Raw genomic sequence first — 14,595 nt, 5'->3', positions numbered from 1 at the left:
CGTCCCCAACCTACAAAAGATGTTTTTTCAACGGGTGTTGAGCAATCTACAATACCCCGCATGACCCATCTCCCTCCCCTGAACGCACTGCGGGCTTTCGAGGCGGCCGTCCGCCTCGGCGGGTTCGCGCGCGCGGCGGCGGAGCTCAACGTCTCGACGAGCGCGGTCAGCCACCAGATTCGCGCGCTCGAGGAGCTACTGGGTGCGCGCCTGCTCGAGCGCAGCACCGGTGTCGGCGGCATCCGGGTCACGCCGGCCGGCGCGCGTCTGCTGCCGGCTGTGAGCGAAGCGCTGTCGCGCCTCGGCGAAGCGTGCGCGGACATTCGCGGCACGGCGAAGCGGCTGACGGTGTCCGCCAATGCGCCGTTTTCGTCGATGTGGCTCGCGCGCCGCCTCGCGGAGTTTTCGTCACTGCACCCGGATACGCCGTTGAACGCCGTCGTGGTGGACAACGAGCCCGACTTCGCACGCCATGACATCGACCTGGCGATCGTGCATGTGCCGCAGCAGCGCCTCGCACCCGACGACGACGTGCTGCTGCGGGAAAGCGTGTTCCCGGTCTGCAGCCCCGAACTCTATCCGTTCGCGTCGCGGGCGGTTTGCCGCTGCCGGCTGCTGCAGGAGGCGCACGAGAATAGTCCGGAGATCGACTGGCACAGTTGGACAGCGCAGTTCGGGCTGCCCGACGACTTCGAGACGAAGATCGTCCGTTACAGCAGCTTTAGCCAGGTGATCGGCGCGGCTGTCGGCGGCGCGGGCATCGCGCTCGGCCGTGTGCCGCTCATCGAACCCGAGCTGAGCAGCGGACGCCTCGTGCCGCTGTTTCCGGGCCTGTCGCGAGCCGCGTCGTGGCGCTTCGTCCTCCGTCGCAATCCAGCCGAGCGGCACCGCCTCCTCGAAGCGCTGATCACTTACCTGCATGAAGAGGCGAATGTACCGCCACGCACTGAATTCATCGCGGCGCAGCCGACGAAACGCCGCACCATGGCCGATGATGCTCCAGCCTGATGCATGGCATGGACGATTCTTCAACGAGTGAGATCGGGGAACAGACTTCGCCCCCAAAGAGCACCGCACGCGCGAAGTAGCGTGACTGCGCCTGTCGCATGGCAAAAAAATGGAAAACGGGGCACGGCGAAAGAACGCTGCCGCAAATAGCGAAAGGATCTTCCCGTTCTGCCCTTCAGTACGCGCGACCCGTCTCGACACGCGAATTTATCGAGCCGCCCGCGCTCGCGACGGCTCCTGCATCGACTTGTCCGGCGGCGCGGCGCTGCTAGCGGATTCGTGAGGCGGCCATTGACCCGGAGCGGTCCTTTCGCTTACCCGAAAGCAGCTGTTCAACTGTCTGAGGCTGCGGATCAAGATACGATGTTCACGCGAGAGTCTTCCACAGCCCGAAGTCACGGAACATGCACTGGTCGCTGTTCCATGTCGAGACGCAGGATACGCCGGAGCTGGGCGTTCCTTTCGTTCAGCGGATCAGGCCGCGGGTTGAACGCGCCAGGAAATCGTAAAACGGCTGGACTTCGCAATGCAACGTCGCGATATGGGCGATCTCGGGCCTGGCTTCCTCCAACGTTTTCCCACTCCGATATAGGACCCTGTAGGCCTCGCGGATAGCCTGAATGGCATCCTTGCTGAAACCACGTCGTTCAAGGCCGATCGTGTTTACGCCTTTTGGTGAGGCATGGTTTCCTTGGGCGATCACATAAGGAGGCACATCCTGTGCAATGCCCGAACATCCGCCGACCATGACATGTGCTCCAACCGAACAAAATTGGTGGATTGCGCACAATCCGCCCACGACGACATATTCGTCGAGTGTGACATGCCCGGCGAGCGTCGCGTTATTCGCCAGGACGCAATGGTCAGCAACGACACAGTCGTGTGCGATATGCGCGTTGACCATTAGAAGGTTATCGCTTCCAACCTTTGTGGTCCCGCCGCCCTGAACGGTTCCCCTATGGATCGTCACGCTCTCACGTATTTTGTTCCGGTCGCCTATTTCGACGAACGTAGCCTCACCGGCATATTTGAGGTCCTGATTTTCCTCTCCGATGGTGGCAAAGGGAAAGATTTTGTTGTCGCGACCGATTCGAGTGTGCCCGCTCACGACAACATGTGATTTGAGAATGGTGCCTTCGCCAATCTCAACGCTGCCTTCTACGTGACAAAACGGACCGACCCGGACTTGGGCACCAATCGTTGCACCTTCCTCGACTACAGCACTTGGATGAATGATTGCAGTTTCGTGAATCACAGATCGAATCCTTGGTTAGGCTCACACGGACAACGACGGTCGAACGCACGTCGCATCGGATTGGATATATTACCTGGGTGTTCCGGGCCGCTGCATTTCGCTCGATTCGCTCCGGAATTGAGTTGATAACAGAGCACGTAAGAGCAGTCGTTGACCGACCATTTCCATTGATGCATGGCGCATACATTCAAGGCAGGCATCGTTTGATAATCACGCCCCGGCGCAGACGTTCGAATTTACGGAGGGCTGGCATCGATGGGGCGTCTCATCGCTTGTCGTCGTTCAGCCACCCCTCGGCTCTCATTCGTACACGAACCGTGTCCGCGTTCCAATGTGCCAAGACCTCCTGTGCCGTGTGATACGCACCCTTGGAAAGCCACAGGCGGACCGACTCGAACCGCTCCAACCAGAACCGTCCCGCGGCAGGTGGAGCGTCCGGTTGATGCAGCGCTCCATCAACGATGTTTGCTGCTTCCAGTTCGATAAGCGCTGTGAACGTGGGTTCATCGAGGTCTACGCAGATCCCAGCAGACGGTAGAGGAACAGAATATGGTGCATCCGTCCGACCGGAGAAGAGCGCGCGGCGGTCTGTCAGACAAAAAAGATAGACGAGATCCTCAGCTTCTTTGCCGATGATTTTCTGTATCTCGGAGCGTCGTTCCACGGAGACGGCTTTCCCACGAAACTCCTCCGTCCCGTAAATGCTGTGAAAGGCACCAGCCGCAACAAGCATGGGCTGATTGCCCCACCTCTCAAGCCACCTTCCAGTCTCAATGAGGTGTGCCGTCAAAGGTCTTCCGAAATGCACGATATCATCAGTTCCGACCTGCGGACTTCGGTTTGCAACTGCTCTAGCACGGGCACACCTCATGGTAGGCGGTGATCAATCGTCAACAATTTAGCTCAAGTCGCCGAATGGCTCGTTGTGGCCGCCTCCTACCGAACGCGAATCACCAAAGCATCGAAGATAGAACAAAACGCTTTATTCGACCGCAATCCGATAATCCGCCCATTCCCGCGTCGATTCGATCAACCGCGCATTCACCTCGTCGGTCCGTTCGACCCACTCCGCCGCCGCATCCGCCGAACGGCCGAACTGCATGTGTCGTGCGATCAGCCGCCGGCGGCGCAGATCGCCATCCACGTCGACGAACCAGATTTCGTCGATCAGGCCGCGCACATGCCGCCAGTGTCCGCACTGAAGCAGCAGATAGTTGCCCTCGGTAATGACGACGGGCGTGTCGGGCGGCACCGGAATCGCATTTGCAATCGGCTCCTCGATCTCACGCCGAAAGAGCGGCGCATAGACGATTTCGTCCGGCGCCTGCGCGCGAAGACGCCGCAGCAGCGCGACATAACCGGCACTGTCGAAGGTGTCTTCCGCGCCCTTGCGGTCCGCGTTGCCGAGCTGCGCCAGCACGAGGTTGGCGAGGTGATAGCCGTCCATCGGCACGACCACCGCCTGACCCGCAAGGCGTTGCATCAGCTCTTGCGCGAGCGTCGACTTGCCCGCGCCGGGTGCACCCGTCAAGCCGACGATGATGCGCTCGCCGTGCGCGATCTTTGCCCGGATTCGCGCCACGTGCGAATCGATCGTGATGGCCTGCGTGCCGCTGTTGATTATCGGGCGAGACATCACGCCGCCACCGCCGCGCCCATCGCCGCGGCCTTCATCTGCGCGGCGATGAAACCGTGCGCGTGGCGTGCGAGGTCCATCCCGTCGCCCCACAGGTTGCGCCACACAGCGAGATCGTTCGACAGTCCCTGCGCGACGACCGCCGACGAGAAGCTCTCGAACGTCACCGGCCCGCGGTAACCGATGCTGGCGAGCGCATGGAAAAAGCTCGTGAAATCGATCGTGCCGGAACCCAGATAGCCGCGATGGCTTTCGCCGATGTGCACATAGCCGAGGCGATCGGCGCATTGCAGAACCGGCTGCACGAAATCCACTTCCTCGATGTTCATGTGATAGGTATCGAGGTGCACGACGAGATTGTCCGCACCAACGTCGTCGATCAGCTTCAGCGCCTGCTGCGCGGTGTTGATCACGTTGCTCTCGTAGCGGTTCACCACTTCGATGCCGATCGTGACGCCGCGCTCCTTCGCGAAATCCGCGAGCTGGCGCAGCGATTCGACGACATTGCGGCGCCCCGCCGGCGTTACCGGCCGGTTGTACTTGCCAAGCGCGCTGTACGGCACGCCGCCGAAGTACGAACCGCCGAGCGCCTGTGTGATCGACACCGCTTCCTGCAACAGGCCGACGCCTCGCGCGACCACCGCCGGATCTTCGCTCGACACGTCCGCGTTGAACGCGAGGCCGCGGGAACAGGCAACCTGAAGGCCGTTTTCTTCGAGCAGCGCGCGTGTCAGCTTCGCGTCGACCGTCGACGGATCATGCAGCGACAGTTCGACGAGATCGAAGCCCGCGTCTTTTGTGCTGCTGATCACTTTGCGCGCGGAGTCCGGCGTGAGGTCGCCGGCCCAGACCAGCGCATGGATACCTAGCTTGTTCATTCGCATTCCCTATCTCGTCAAGGTAAGCCGGGGCGCGTCCGGAAAGCGCCCGGCGATTGGCGGCACGGCGCGACGCCATGCTGCGTATGCAATTCATTCGATGACCCGCATACAGCGGATCAGAGCGTGAGCAGCCGCTCGAGGATCAGATTCGCGGCGCGCTCGCCGTCGACGTCCACGCAGACGTTGATGTTCGGCTCGCCGTCGCGCACCGGCACGGTCTGCCCTACCGTGTACTCGCCCTTCTGCTCGACCGCGATACGCATCGGCGCCAGTGTGACGAGCGTCGCGTCCGCGCAGACCGCGACCGCGAGCGGGTCGTACAGCACGCAGCCGCGCCGCTCGCCCAGTTCGAACATCGGACTGTCCAGATAGGTGTTGCAGATCGATGCGAGCAGCTTCGACGTGTTGCCGCGCGTCGCGTCGATGCGCTGTAACTGGTCTTCGTAGAGCACCGTCTGCTTTGCAGGGCTCGTCACGTCCAGCCCGACCATCGTGAGCGGAATGCCCGATTCGAACACGATCGCGGCGGCCTGCGGATCGAACCAGATATTGCACTCGGCCACCGGCGTGATGTTGCCGCGCCCATAGACCGGTTCGATGCCCAGCGCGCCGCCCATGAACGTGATGCCGCGCAGCTTCGTGCAGATCGACGGGTCTTTGAGTATCGCGGTTGCGACATTGGTCTGCGGACCGATGGCGACGATTTCCAGTTCACCCGGATAACGGTGCGCCTGCTCGATGATGAAATCGCTCGCATGACGCGGATCGAGATGGCCTTCCAGTTCCGGAAGCGCGATGCTGCCCGGCGAGCCGCGTGTGCGTTGCCATGCGTCGAGCAAACGGGTGTGGTGACGCCCGCAAAGCGGCAGGGTGAGACCCGCGCAGACCGGAATCTCCGGGCGTCCGGCGGCCTGCAGTACGGCCAGCGCGCAGCGCGCCGTGAGCAGCGTCGGGCAATTGCCGAAGGTCGTCGTCACACCGATCAGATCGAGCTCCGGCGACGCGAGCGCCAGCAGGATCGCGAGCGGATCGTCCGCGTCGGTGCCGCGAATACCCACCGCGGGATCGGTGTCGATGATGATCTTGCGCTTCGCGCCGGATACCGGTTGTGTCATGGTGACGTGACCTTCGTACGTGCCGGATCGGAAAAGGTGTGAACCGTGCGGCTACTGCGCCGACAGGTATTGCTTGAGGAACGACTGCGCCTGCGGCGAATCGATGTTCCGCGGCGTGATGATGAAGAACTTCGTATCGACCGATTTCGGCACCGGCTGCCCCTTGCCCAGATTGACGAGCGATTCCACCGCGCGATAACCCATGTCATACGGGCTTTGCAGCACCGACGCGGAAATCACGCCTTGACGGATCAGGTCGACCACGCCCAGTTCGGCATCGGAACCGGCCACCAGCACCTTGCCCTTGTTGCCCGTTTCCCTGACCGCCTGCGCGATGCCGAGCGTGCAGCGGTCATCGGCGCCGTAGATCATCTTGATGCCGGGATTGCTTTGAATCATCGCCTCGGTCTGCGCCTTCGCCTTCGCCACATCGTCACCGCAGATCTGCGTGCCGACGAGTTTCATGTCGGGAAATGCCGCCATGCCCTGCCTGAAACCCTTCGGGCGGCTGATGCCGACATCGGCCGTTTCATTGAAGTTGATGATGCCGTAGCTGCCCTTGCCGCCCGCTTCCTTCGCGACGAAGGTCGCAAGCGCGGCCGCGGCGGCGGCGTTGTCGGTCGCCAGATTGGAGTCGGCGACGCCCGGCTCGATGCCGGAGTCGACCGTGACGACGTGCACGCCCGCGCTCTTCGCATGGCGCACCGGCTGCGTCAGCGCGTCCGGCTGCTGCGCGGCGAGGATGATGCCGTTCGCGTGGCTCGTTACCGCGTTGTTGACCATGCCGATCTGCGTTTGCAGATCGGTATCGGTGGCCGGTGCCTGGTAATCGAGTTGCACGCCGTACTTCTTCGCCGCGTCTTGCGCGCCGGCCTTCACGGCAAGCCAGTATGGAGACGCATTCGACTTCGTGATCAACACGAAGCGCTGCGCCGTTTCCGCCGCGACGCCCGACGTGGCGGCAAGCGTCGTGGCAGCCATCAGCGCCACCGCCGACAGCGCCGTCATGATCCATCCGCGGCAAGCGCCGCGCGCGCGTGCCGCGCCGCTTGCGTCAGTAGAACCGTTCATCATCGTCTCCTTGATGGTGTACTTCGTTGTAGGAATCCGCATGTCCCCGATGCAACGCATCGCACGTTCGTCGCCTGTTCAGCGAACCACGCGCGCCGAACGGCGCAGGTTGTCGATCACGACGGCGGCAAGCACGACGAAACCGAGCAGCACCGTCTGCAGGTTGCTCGACAGGCCGAGCAGTTGCGTGCCGTTCGACAGCACCGTCAGCAGCAGCGCGCCCGCCACCGAGCAGCCGATCGTGCCTTCGCCACCGAGCAGGCTGCCGCCGCCGATCACGACCGCGGCAATCGCCTGTAGTTGCAGGTCCATGTTGCCGGTCGGCTGAGCGGTGTTGACGTAGGCAGTCAGCAGCACGGCGCCCGTGCCGGCCGCGAGCCCGCTCAGACCGTACGCGATCATGACGATGCGGCCGACGGCGATACCCGCGATCCGCGCGCCGTTTTCGTTGCTGCCGACGGCGTAGATGTAGCGGCCGGTGCGCGTCTGTCCCATGCCGAACGCGAACAGCAGCGCGAATGCGGCTGCGATCAACGCGATCCACGGAAACACGCCGATGCCGCTCGAACCAAAGTCGCCGAACGCCTGGGGCATCCCGAACACTGGCTGGCCATCGGTGATGAGCAGCGCGCAGCCGCCGACGATGCTGAGCATCGCGAGCGTCGCGATGAATGGCACGACCTTGGCACGCACGATCAGCAAGCCGTTCGCGACGCCCGCGATGACCCCGATCGCCAGCATCACCGCGACGCCAGCCGCGATGCCGTGCTGACTGCGCATCACCATCGCCCCGCACACCGACGCGAGACCGACGATCGAACCCTGCGACACGTCGATACCTTTCGCGAACACCACGAGGCTCTGTCCGGCGCACAGAACCACGACGACCGCGGCCTGCTCCAGCAAGCGATAGAAATTGTCGCGCGACAGGAAGTACGGCGAACTCACGCTGAAAATCACGACGAGCGCGATCAGCGCGCCGACCACGCTCAGCGAATTGAGCGCATTGCGCCACGCGCCGCCCGTGCGCGGCGCGCCGGGATTGGGTTGATTGCCGGACACGACGGGCTGGGCGGAAGGAGAGGAAGAACGGATACTCATGCGGCGGCTCCCAGGCTGCTGCCGGTAATCAGCGCGACGACCTGATCCGTGCTGCTGTCGGCGGTTTCGATCTGCGCGACACAACGCGCGCGGCGCATCACGGCAATGCGGTCGCTCACGCGGAACACCTGCTCGAGATCGTGGCTGACGAGAATGACGGCAAGACCCGCCTCCTTCAGCCGGAGGATGGTGCGCTCGACGCGCGCGGTCTCGGCCGGTCCGAGCGCGGCCGTCGGTTCGTCGAGCACCACGATGCGGCTCCCCCAGGCAGTGGCGCGCGCAATCGCTACCCCCTGCTGCTGGCCGCCCGACATGTTGAACACGCGGTCCGACATGTCGGGAATATGGATGCCGAAGCTCGTCACGAGCTCTTCGGCGCGCGCCCGCATCGCACGCTTGTCGAGAATCCGGAACGGGCCGAAACCGCGCGTGATCTCGCGACCGAGAAAGATGTTGGCGGCCACGCTCAGGTGGCCCGCCAGCGCGAGTTCCTGTGGCACCGATTCGATGCCGCGCTCGCGTGCGTCGCGCGGCCCCCTGAAGCGGACCGGCTCGCCGTCGAGCACCACCGTGCCGTCGTCCGGCGCATGCAGCCCGAAGATCAACCGCATGATCGACGACTTGCCGGCGCCGTTGTTGCCGACGAGCGCCACGACCTCGCCGGCATACAGATCGAGAGAAACGTCATTGACCGCGACGACACCGCCAAAGCGCTTCGACACGTTGCGCAACTGCAGGAGCGGCCTCGCACCCTGCTCTCTTGCCGCCGGCCGTTGCGCGGCTGACGGCGCGCCGGCCGTGCGGGATGCACCCTGCGTGTTCATGACTCCTCCTGGTACGTTGGCGCCGCCGCGCGGCACCCGTCCTCTTGCATCGATTTGCGTGACTTCATTTCGACTATTGCTTAACAATAATGCAAAAGATGATTGTGTTCAAGCAAATGTCGATGGCTACGTTACAATGGCGTGTCGAGACATCACGAGAGCGCTGCAATGCCCGATCCCAAAGGCGGCGGTTCCTACGGACCCGGCGCGATCCTTGGCCTGATTCGTGGAGGTCAGGCCGTCACGCGCGCGCAAATCATGGAGGCCACGGGTCTGTCGCGTTCGACGGTCGCGCAGCGGCTCGAACTGCTGCTGGCAGCGAAGCTGATTTCCGCTGCGGGTGCCGAGAACTCGACGGGCGGCAGACCGCCCGGCGCGTTCCAGATCAATCCCGACGCCGGCGTCGTGCTGATCGCAGCGATCGGCGCGGCGTCGATGCAGATCGCGCTCGCCGACATGCAAGGCCGCGTGCTCGCGCACGACGAGACCGAGATGGCGGTCGCGCAGGGCCCCGAACGGGTGCTCGGCGAGGTCGCGCGGCGTTTCGAGGACTTGCTGCACGAGACGCGACACACGTCGATGGAGGTCAAGGGTATCGGGATCGGCGTGCCCGGTCCGGTGGAGTTTGCGCAGGGTCGTGTCGTGCGCCCGCCGATCATGACGGGCTGGGACAACTACCGGGTACCCGATTTCTTTGCGGACAGATACGCGTGCCCGGTCGTCGTCGACAAGGACGTGAACCTGATGACGCTCGGCGAACACCGCGCCGCGTGGCCCGAGGTCCAGCATCTGCTGTTCGTGAAAGTGAGCACCGGGATCGGTTCGAGCATCATCATGGACGGCGTCCTGCAACGCGGCGCACAGGGCGCGGCGGGCGATCTGGGCCACCTTTACGTCGGCAACATGCAGCCGGGCGAACCACCGCTTTGCCGGTGCGGCAACTATGGATGCCTCGAGGCTTACGCGGCGGGCTGGGCGATCTGCCGCAGGCTCGGCGAGCGCCATCATCGTGTGGAGAGCGTGCGCGACGTCGTCGCGTTGCTGAACCGGGGTGAAGCCGACGCGCTCGAAGAAATGCGCCGCGCGGGGCGTCTGATCGGCGAAACGATCGCAATGGCCGTGAGCCTGCTGAATCCGTCGCTCGTGATTCTGGGAGGAGATCTCGCGCTCGGCCAGAGTCACATGCTGGCGGCCGTTCGCGAGACGGTTTACCGCCGCTCGTTGCCGCTTGCCACGCGCAACGTGCAGATCATCAACAGCACGCTTGGCCGCGAGGCCAGCCTGATCGGCGCGGTACAACTGGTCAGTGACGCGCTGTTCGCGCCGTCGGCAGTCGATCGGTTGGTCGGCGTGTCAACGGAGGTCAGCCGCGACTGATCGCGTATGCCCGTATGCCGTCGGATGTAACCGATGACGAAGTTCGGCGAATCACTCCGTGAACGTGATATTGAACCAGCGCGTTTAGCCATCTACCTCCGCGAGCAAGGCCTTTACGGCCGTCCTCGCCTCGCGCCCTAACTGCGCGAGGTCCACACCGTCGATCTGGTCATTGCTGACCACCTGCCGCCCCGCGGAAAAAAGTGCGGCCAAAGAGGGCCGCCCGCCCGAGGCCACCGGTCCGATGGCCGGATCATGCAGACCGAAGTAACGTGGGTCGTCGAGACGATAGATGGCGATATCCGCGGAATACCCCGGCGCAATTTTGCCCACTTCGTCGAAGCCCATAATCTGCGCGCCACCTGCCGTGCCCCAATGAATGACGTCTTCGACGCTCGCCGCATGCGCGCCGCCTTCGAAGCTGCCGCCGCGAAATCGCGGCATGGCCGCCATCCCGAGCCGGGCACGTTGCGCAAGCCACGTCATGTGTACTTCGGAAATCATGTCGGCGGCTTCGTTGGACGCGGCGCCATCGACGCCGATCGACACCGGCACGCCCGCATCCGCCATATCCCGAACCGGACAGATGCCGCTGCCGAGGCGGCCGTTGCTCTGCGGACAATGCGCGACACCGGTACCGGTTTGCGCGAGCATGGCGATTTCGTCTGCATCGACCTTTACCAGATGGGCGTACCAGACGTCGCTGCCGAGCCAGTCGTGTTGGCCGCAGAACGCAACCGGCGAACGCTGATACAGGTCCTGCGCGCTGTCCTGGTAACCTACCGTCTCCGAAAGATGGCTATGCAGACGCAGTCCGAGACGGCGCGCCACCGCCGCGGTCTCGCGCATCTGCGAAGGCGAAATGGAATACAGCACGGTCGTAGGCGCCATCACCACGCGTCGCATTGCCCGCGGAGAAGCGTCGTGATACCTGGCGGCCAATCGTTCGACATCGCTGACATACGCATCCAGCGTTTCAGGACGTAGCGCGGTGGGCAAATCCGCCTCGAGTTGCCGCGTTTGGGTGGCGCCGCCACGCAGGAGAACAAAACGCAGACCGAGCTTTTCCGCTTCTTCGAACAGGATGGCCGAGCTGTCGAACGGCATGTCCGGGTAATAAACGTAATTGTGGTCGGCGACCGTCGCGCAACCGGACCGCGCCAGTTCGATCAGGCCGATGCGCGCCGCGAGACGAAAGCGGTGCTCGTCGAAGAGCGCGCGAAAGCGGTACGGCGTAGCCGCGAGCCAAGGTGTGAGGGTGGCGTCCAGACCGACCCTGTCGCCTTTGAGCAGAGACTGGAAGAGATGATGATGCGTGTTGACCCACGCCGGATAGATCACGCAATCGGTTGCATCGAGAACCGTCTCGCCGGGATACGGCAACAATGCGCCGATTGCTTCGATAGTCTCGCCGCGAATGCGGATGTCCGGGCCTCTCACGCGCGTGCGATCATTCGCTCCGCCGCGGCCGCCGGTCATGATGGCAGCAGCATTGCGGATCAGGGTGGAGCCTTGCGTTCCAGCAGTCTGCATAGGTTTGAATGACAAGAGAACGAAGAGCGAAGCCGAATCAAAGTTGACTATCGTGCCACCCGCGCAAGCCGATACGCGAGACCCACGCGGTGATGCCGAACAGTACGACGCCCGTTACCGTTATCAGCAGCAAAGCGGCAAAGAGCCGCGGAATGTTGAGCTGAAAGCCTGCCTGCAGAATCTGATAAGCCAGCCCCGCGCCGCTGCCGCCTGTGCCGGCGACAAATTCCGCCACCACCGCGCCGATCAGCGACAGGCCACTGGAAATGCGCAGGCCGCCGAAGAAATATGGCAACGCGCTGGGTATACGCAGTCGCACCAGCGTTTGCCAACGCGTCGCGCGGTTGATCCTGAACAGGTTGATGAGGCCGGGATTCACGCTGCGCAGTCCGAGCGCCGTGTTCGAGATGATCGGAAACAATGCGACCAGCGTGGCGCACACCACGAGGGCGACGGTCGTATTCTTTACCCAGATAATGATCAACGGTGCGATTGCCACCACGGGCGTGACCTGAAGCAGGATGGCATACGGGAACAGACTCGCTTCTATCAACGGGCTTTGCACGAACAGCAGCGCAATCACCACGCCCAACACCGTGGCGAGTGCGAATGCCAGCAACGTGATTTTCAACGTCATCAGCAGGCTGCCGAACAGTAACGGGGCATCCTGGATCAGTTGCCCGACAACGGCCACCGGCGATGGCACCAGATAGGCAGGTACCTTCGACAGCACACACCAGACCTGCCACAGCGCCAGAAATACGATGCCGACCAGCCACGGCGCAATCGCCCTTGCCACACCCGGTCGCTGCAGGATCGGCGTGCGTATGGCGGCATTCGTAGCCGCCGCGCGTTGAGTCGGATGAGCCCGCAGTACTTCGCCAGTCATGATTGCACCTCTGTTTCCTCGGTCGAAATCGATGCGCCATGCGCATCGATGATCAGCTCGGAGAGCGTCCTGCAGTCTTGCATGAAGGGGGTGGACACGCGGTACGCATCGTCCCGTTCGAGCGGTCCCTCGATCGGCACTTCGGCGATGATGCGTCCTGGTCGCGCCTGCATTACGACAACGCGACTCGACAGATACACGGCCTCGTAGATGCTGTGCGTGACGAACACCACCGTCATCCCGCACCGTTGCCACAATGCGCGCAGGTCGGAGTCGAGGCGGTTGCGCGTGAACTCGTCGAGCGCGCCAAACGGCTCGTCGAGCAGCAGCAGATCCGGCTCGGTCACGAGCGCGCGTGCCAGCGAAGCGCGCATCTGCATGCCGCCCGACAGCTCGCGCGGCAGCACCTTGCCGAATCTGGCGAGCCCGACGCCTGCCAGGGCATCGGCCACGCGCGCGTCCGCTTCCCGGCGCGGAACGCGCGCGAGGTCGAGCGGCAAGCGCACGTTGTCCGCAACGGTTGCCCAAGGCATCAGGGTGGCCTCCTGGAAAACCATCGACATGCGGCGTCCCGGCGAGCCGACCGTTTCGAACGGCTGTCCCCACCAGCGCAGATGTCCATGCGTGGGCGACTCAATGCCGGCGAACATCTTCAGTAGCGTGCTCTTGCCGCATCCCGATGGTCCGAGCAGGGAGACGAATTCGCCAGGCGCGATGGTGAGCCGCACGTCTTCGAGCGCGACGGTGCCATTCGGATAGCGCTTGTCGACTCGCTGGACGGCAAGCAACGGCGCTTTGATCCCCTGCATGGTGTCTGGTTGGCCAGGCTGGCCAGATTGAGCGGAACCCTCCGCGATGCTTTCCATGATCACGCCTCCGTTTCGATACCAAATACTTCGCTTTCACCGTGATCGTTCAGCAGCTTCAGCAGCATCCGCCGCATCAGCAGACCGGGTTGATCCGATTGCATGTGGCATTCCTGCTGACGCCGGACATCAATGCAGGCGTCGTAGTCCGTGGCTTCGAGAATATCGCGGTCTTCGTCGGTAATGGGACGGTCCCAGTCGATCAGCTCCTGCGTCGAACAGGCCTCCTCGCTGTCGTTGCGATAGAGCCACTGCGACAGCATCAGCGTGCGATCGTCGATCGGCGTTGCGCAGTTGTAGATAATGTGATGCACGCCGCTTGCCGGATACACGCAACCAAAACGCCGCGCAAACGGCATGAACCAGCGGTTGGTCAGATGCCGTTCGGTGACTTCCTCCGTCGTGCCCGTCACGCGATAACTGGCAGGCGGATTGCGCACGGGCACGTGCGTCTCCGCTTCGAAGCCCCAGTCGTTCGGACGAAACTCGTATTTCGACGGCTTGGGATTGTCGAAGAGACCAAAATTCGCCTTGTGCACGAAGCTGAAATGCGAATTGTCGAACGAGTTTTCCATCATCCGCAGCGGGCTGGTTTCCCAGCGCTCGTAGAACTGCAGAATGCGGCGGTAACCCGGCAACGTTTCCTCGGGGAACTCGGGAATAGGCTGCAGCGGTTCGTCGAGCGCGACCCACACATAGCCATAGCGCTCTTCACTGCGGTAGGCGGGAACCACTGCGCGCGTCGGAATCGCCGTACCGTCGTTCTGCGGAATCTTCACGCATCGACCGGAGCAGTCATAGGTCCAGCCGTGATAGCCGCATGCAATATTGCCATCGCCGTCGACAAAACCCTTCGACAATCTTGCCGTGCGATGACAGCAGCGATCCCGCAACGCATGAGGCCTGCCGCCCGCGCCTTTCCAAAGCACGATCGGCTCACCGAGCAGCGTGAACGGTTGTGGACCTTTATCGAGTTCTGCCATGGGCATAATCGCGTACCAGAAACGGCGCAACACCTTCTGACGGGTGACGAGCATCG

14 protein-coding genes are annotated in these 14,595 nt (G+C 63.0%); 2 read left to right on the top strand and 12 right to left on the bottom strand.

Features of this window, described 5'->3' with window-relative positions; genetic code table 11:
- Nucleotides 1–60 precede the first annotated feature (60 nt).
- Nucleotides 61–1,008, top strand: coding sequence for a LysR family transcriptional regulator (locus tag QM685_RS23955; protein WP_415120021.1), 948 nt, complete (start codon nt 61–63; stop codon nt 1,006–1,008).
- 466 nt (nt 1,009–1,474) lie between these two features.
- On the opposite strand, the gene lpxA is transcribed toward QM685_RS23955, so the two are convergent.
- The 8 genes from lpxA to QM685_RS23915 form a co-directional block, all read right to left on the bottom strand.
- Entirely contained in the window at nt 1,475–2,263 is a 789-nt protein-coding gene (lpxA, locus tag QM685_RS23950; RefSeq protein WP_415120019.1) for an acyl-ACP--UDP-N-acetylglucosamine O-acyltransferase, read from the bottom strand.
- A gap of 265 nt (nt 2,264–2,528) precedes the next feature.
- A complete protein-coding gene (locus QM685_RS23945; RefSeq protein WP_415120017.1) occupies nt 2,529–3,134 on the bottom strand; it encodes a DUF6817 domain-containing protein in 606 nt (201 codons plus the stop codon).
- Nucleotides 3,135–3,245: 111 nt separating this feature from the next.
- Entirely contained in the window at nt 3,246–3,899 is a 654-nt protein-coding gene (locus tag QM685_RS23940) for a nucleoside/nucleotide kinase family protein (RefSeq protein WP_415120015.1), read from the bottom strand.
- The gene (locus QM685_RS23935; RefSeq protein ID WP_415120013.1) at nt 3,899–4,777 is read right to left on the bottom strand and encodes a sugar phosphate isomerase/epimerase family protein; all 879 of its coding nucleotides are present in this window, start codon (nt 4,775–4,777) and stop codon (nt 3,899–3,901) included. Before QM685_RS23935 ends, QM685_RS23940 begins: the two co-directional genes overlap by 1 nt.
- Nucleotides 4,778–4,896: 119 nt before the next feature.
- On the bottom strand, nt 4,897–5,895 hold the full coding sequence (locus QM685_RS23930; RefSeq protein WP_415120011.1) for a nucleoside hydrolase: 999 nt from the start codon (nt 5,893–5,895) through the stop codon (nt 4,897–4,899).
- 51 nt (nt 5,896–5,946) lie between these two features.
- Nucleotides 5,947–7,008, bottom strand: a complete 1,062-nt coding sequence (locus QM685_RS23925) for a sugar ABC transporter substrate-binding protein (RefSeq protein ID WP_415120009.1) — start codon at nt 7,006–7,008, stop codon at nt 5,947–5,949.
- Nucleotides 7,009–7,044: 36 nt separating this feature from the next.
- Entirely contained in the window at nt 7,045–8,067 is a 1,023-nt protein-coding gene (locus tag QM685_RS23920) for an ABC transporter permease (protein ID WP_415120007.1), read from the bottom strand.
- Nucleotides 8,064–8,891, bottom strand: a complete 828-nt coding sequence (locus QM685_RS23915) for an ATP-binding cassette domain-containing protein (RefSeq protein WP_415120005.1) — start codon at nt 8,889–8,891, stop codon at nt 8,064–8,066. Before QM685_RS23915 ends, QM685_RS23920 begins: the two co-directional genes overlap by 4 nt.
- A 168-nt stretch (nt 8,892–9,059) precedes the next feature.
- Between QM685_RS23915 and QM685_RS23910 the strand changes: the two genes are divergently transcribed.
- The gene (locus QM685_RS23910) at nt 9,060–10,268 is read left to right on the top strand and encodes an ROK family protein (RefSeq protein WP_415120003.1); all 1,209 of its coding nucleotides are present in this window, start codon (nt 9,060–9,062) and stop codon (nt 10,266–10,268) included.
- Nucleotides 10,269–10,352: 84 nt separating this feature from the next.
- Here QM685_RS23910 and QM685_RS23905 read toward each other — a convergent pair whose 3' ends face one another.
- From QM685_RS23905 to QM685_RS23890, 4 genes are read right to left on the bottom strand one after another with little or no spacing between them, the layout of a single operon-like run.
- Nucleotides 10,353–11,801 (bottom strand): amidohydrolase family protein, encoded by a 1,449-nt coding sequence (locus QM685_RS23905; RefSeq protein WP_415120001.1) that lies wholly within the window; start codon nt 11,799–11,801, stop codon nt 10,353–10,355.
- A gap of 37 nt (nt 11,802–11,838) precedes the next feature.
- A complete protein-coding gene (locus QM685_RS23900) occupies nt 11,839–12,690 on the bottom strand; it encodes an ABC transporter permease (protein WP_415119999.1) in 852 nt (283 codons plus the stop codon).
- Nucleotides 12,687–13,499 carry an ABC transporter ATP-binding protein gene (locus QM685_RS23895; RefSeq protein ID WP_415119997.1) on the bottom strand — a complete coding sequence of 271 codons (813 nt, stop codon included), beginning with the start codon at nt 13,497–13,499 and terminating at the stop codon, nt 12,687–12,689. The genes QM685_RS23900 and QM685_RS23895 overlap by 4 nt, the downstream gene beginning before the upstream one ends.
- Nucleotides 13,500–13,558: 59 nt before the next feature.
- Complete coding sequence (locus QM685_RS23890) at nt 13,559–14,593, bottom strand: Rieske 2Fe-2S domain-containing protein (protein WP_415119995.1); 1,035 nt, start codon at nt 14,591–14,593, stop codon at nt 13,559–13,561.
- Nucleotides 14,594–14,595: the final 2 nt, after the last annotated feature.

Source organism: Paraburkholderia sp. (assembly GCF_047605525.1).
Classification (GTDB): Bacteria; Pseudomonadota; Gammaproteobacteria; order Burkholderiales; family Burkholderiaceae; genus Paraburkholderia.
This window is presented reverse-complemented; position numbering and strand designations above follow the sequence as displayed.

Coding starts and splice junctions, on each gene's coding strand:
- QM685_RS23955 (WP_415120021.1), top strand. CDS start 61: ATGACCCATCTCCCTCCCCTGAACGCACTGCGGGCTTTCGAGGCGGCC.
- QM685_RS23900 (WP_415119999.1), bottom strand. CDS start 12,690: ATGACTGGCGAAGTACTGCGGGCTCATCCGACTCAACGCGCGGCGGCT.
- QM685_RS23940 (WP_415120015.1), bottom strand. CDS start 3,899: ATGTCTCGCCCGATAATCAACAGCGGCACGCAGGCCATCACGATCGAT.
- QM685_RS23895 (WP_415119997.1), bottom strand. CDS start 13,499: ATGCAGGGGATCAAAGCGCCGTTGCTTGCCGTCCAGCGAGTCGACAAG.
- QM685_RS23890 (WP_415119995.1), bottom strand. CDS start 14,593: ATGCTCGTCACCCGTCAGAAGGTGTTGCGCCGTTTCTGGTACGCGATT.
- QM685_RS23930 (WP_415120011.1), bottom strand. CDS start 5,895: ATGACACAACCGGTATCCGGCGCGAAGCGCAAGATCATCATCGACACC.
- QM685_RS23925 (WP_415120009.1), bottom strand. CDS start 7,008: ATGCGGATTCCTACAACGAAGTACACCATCAAGGAGACGATGATGAAC.
- QM685_RS23910 (WP_415120003.1), top strand. CDS start 9,060: ATGCCCGATCCCAAAGGCGGCGGTTCCTACGGACCCGGCGCGATCCTT.
- QM685_RS23905 (WP_415120001.1), bottom strand. CDS start 11,801: ATGCAGACTGCTGGAACGCAAGGCTCCACCCTGATCCGCAATGCTGCT.
- QM685_RS23920 (WP_415120007.1), bottom strand. CDS start 8,067: ATGAGTATCCGTTCTTCCTCTCCTTCCGCCCAGCCCGTCGTGTCCGGC.
- QM685_RS23945 (WP_415120017.1), bottom strand. CDS start 3,134: ATGAGGTGTGCCCGTGCTAGAGCAGTTGCAAACCGAAGTCCGCAGGTC.
- QM685_RS23935 (WP_415120013.1), bottom strand. CDS start 4,777: ATGAACAAGCTAGGTATCCATGCGCTGGTCTGGGCCGGCGACCTCACG.
- QM685_RS23915 (WP_415120005.1), bottom strand. CDS start 8,891: ATGAACACGCAGGGTGCATCCCGCACGGCCGGCGCGCCGTCAGCCGCG.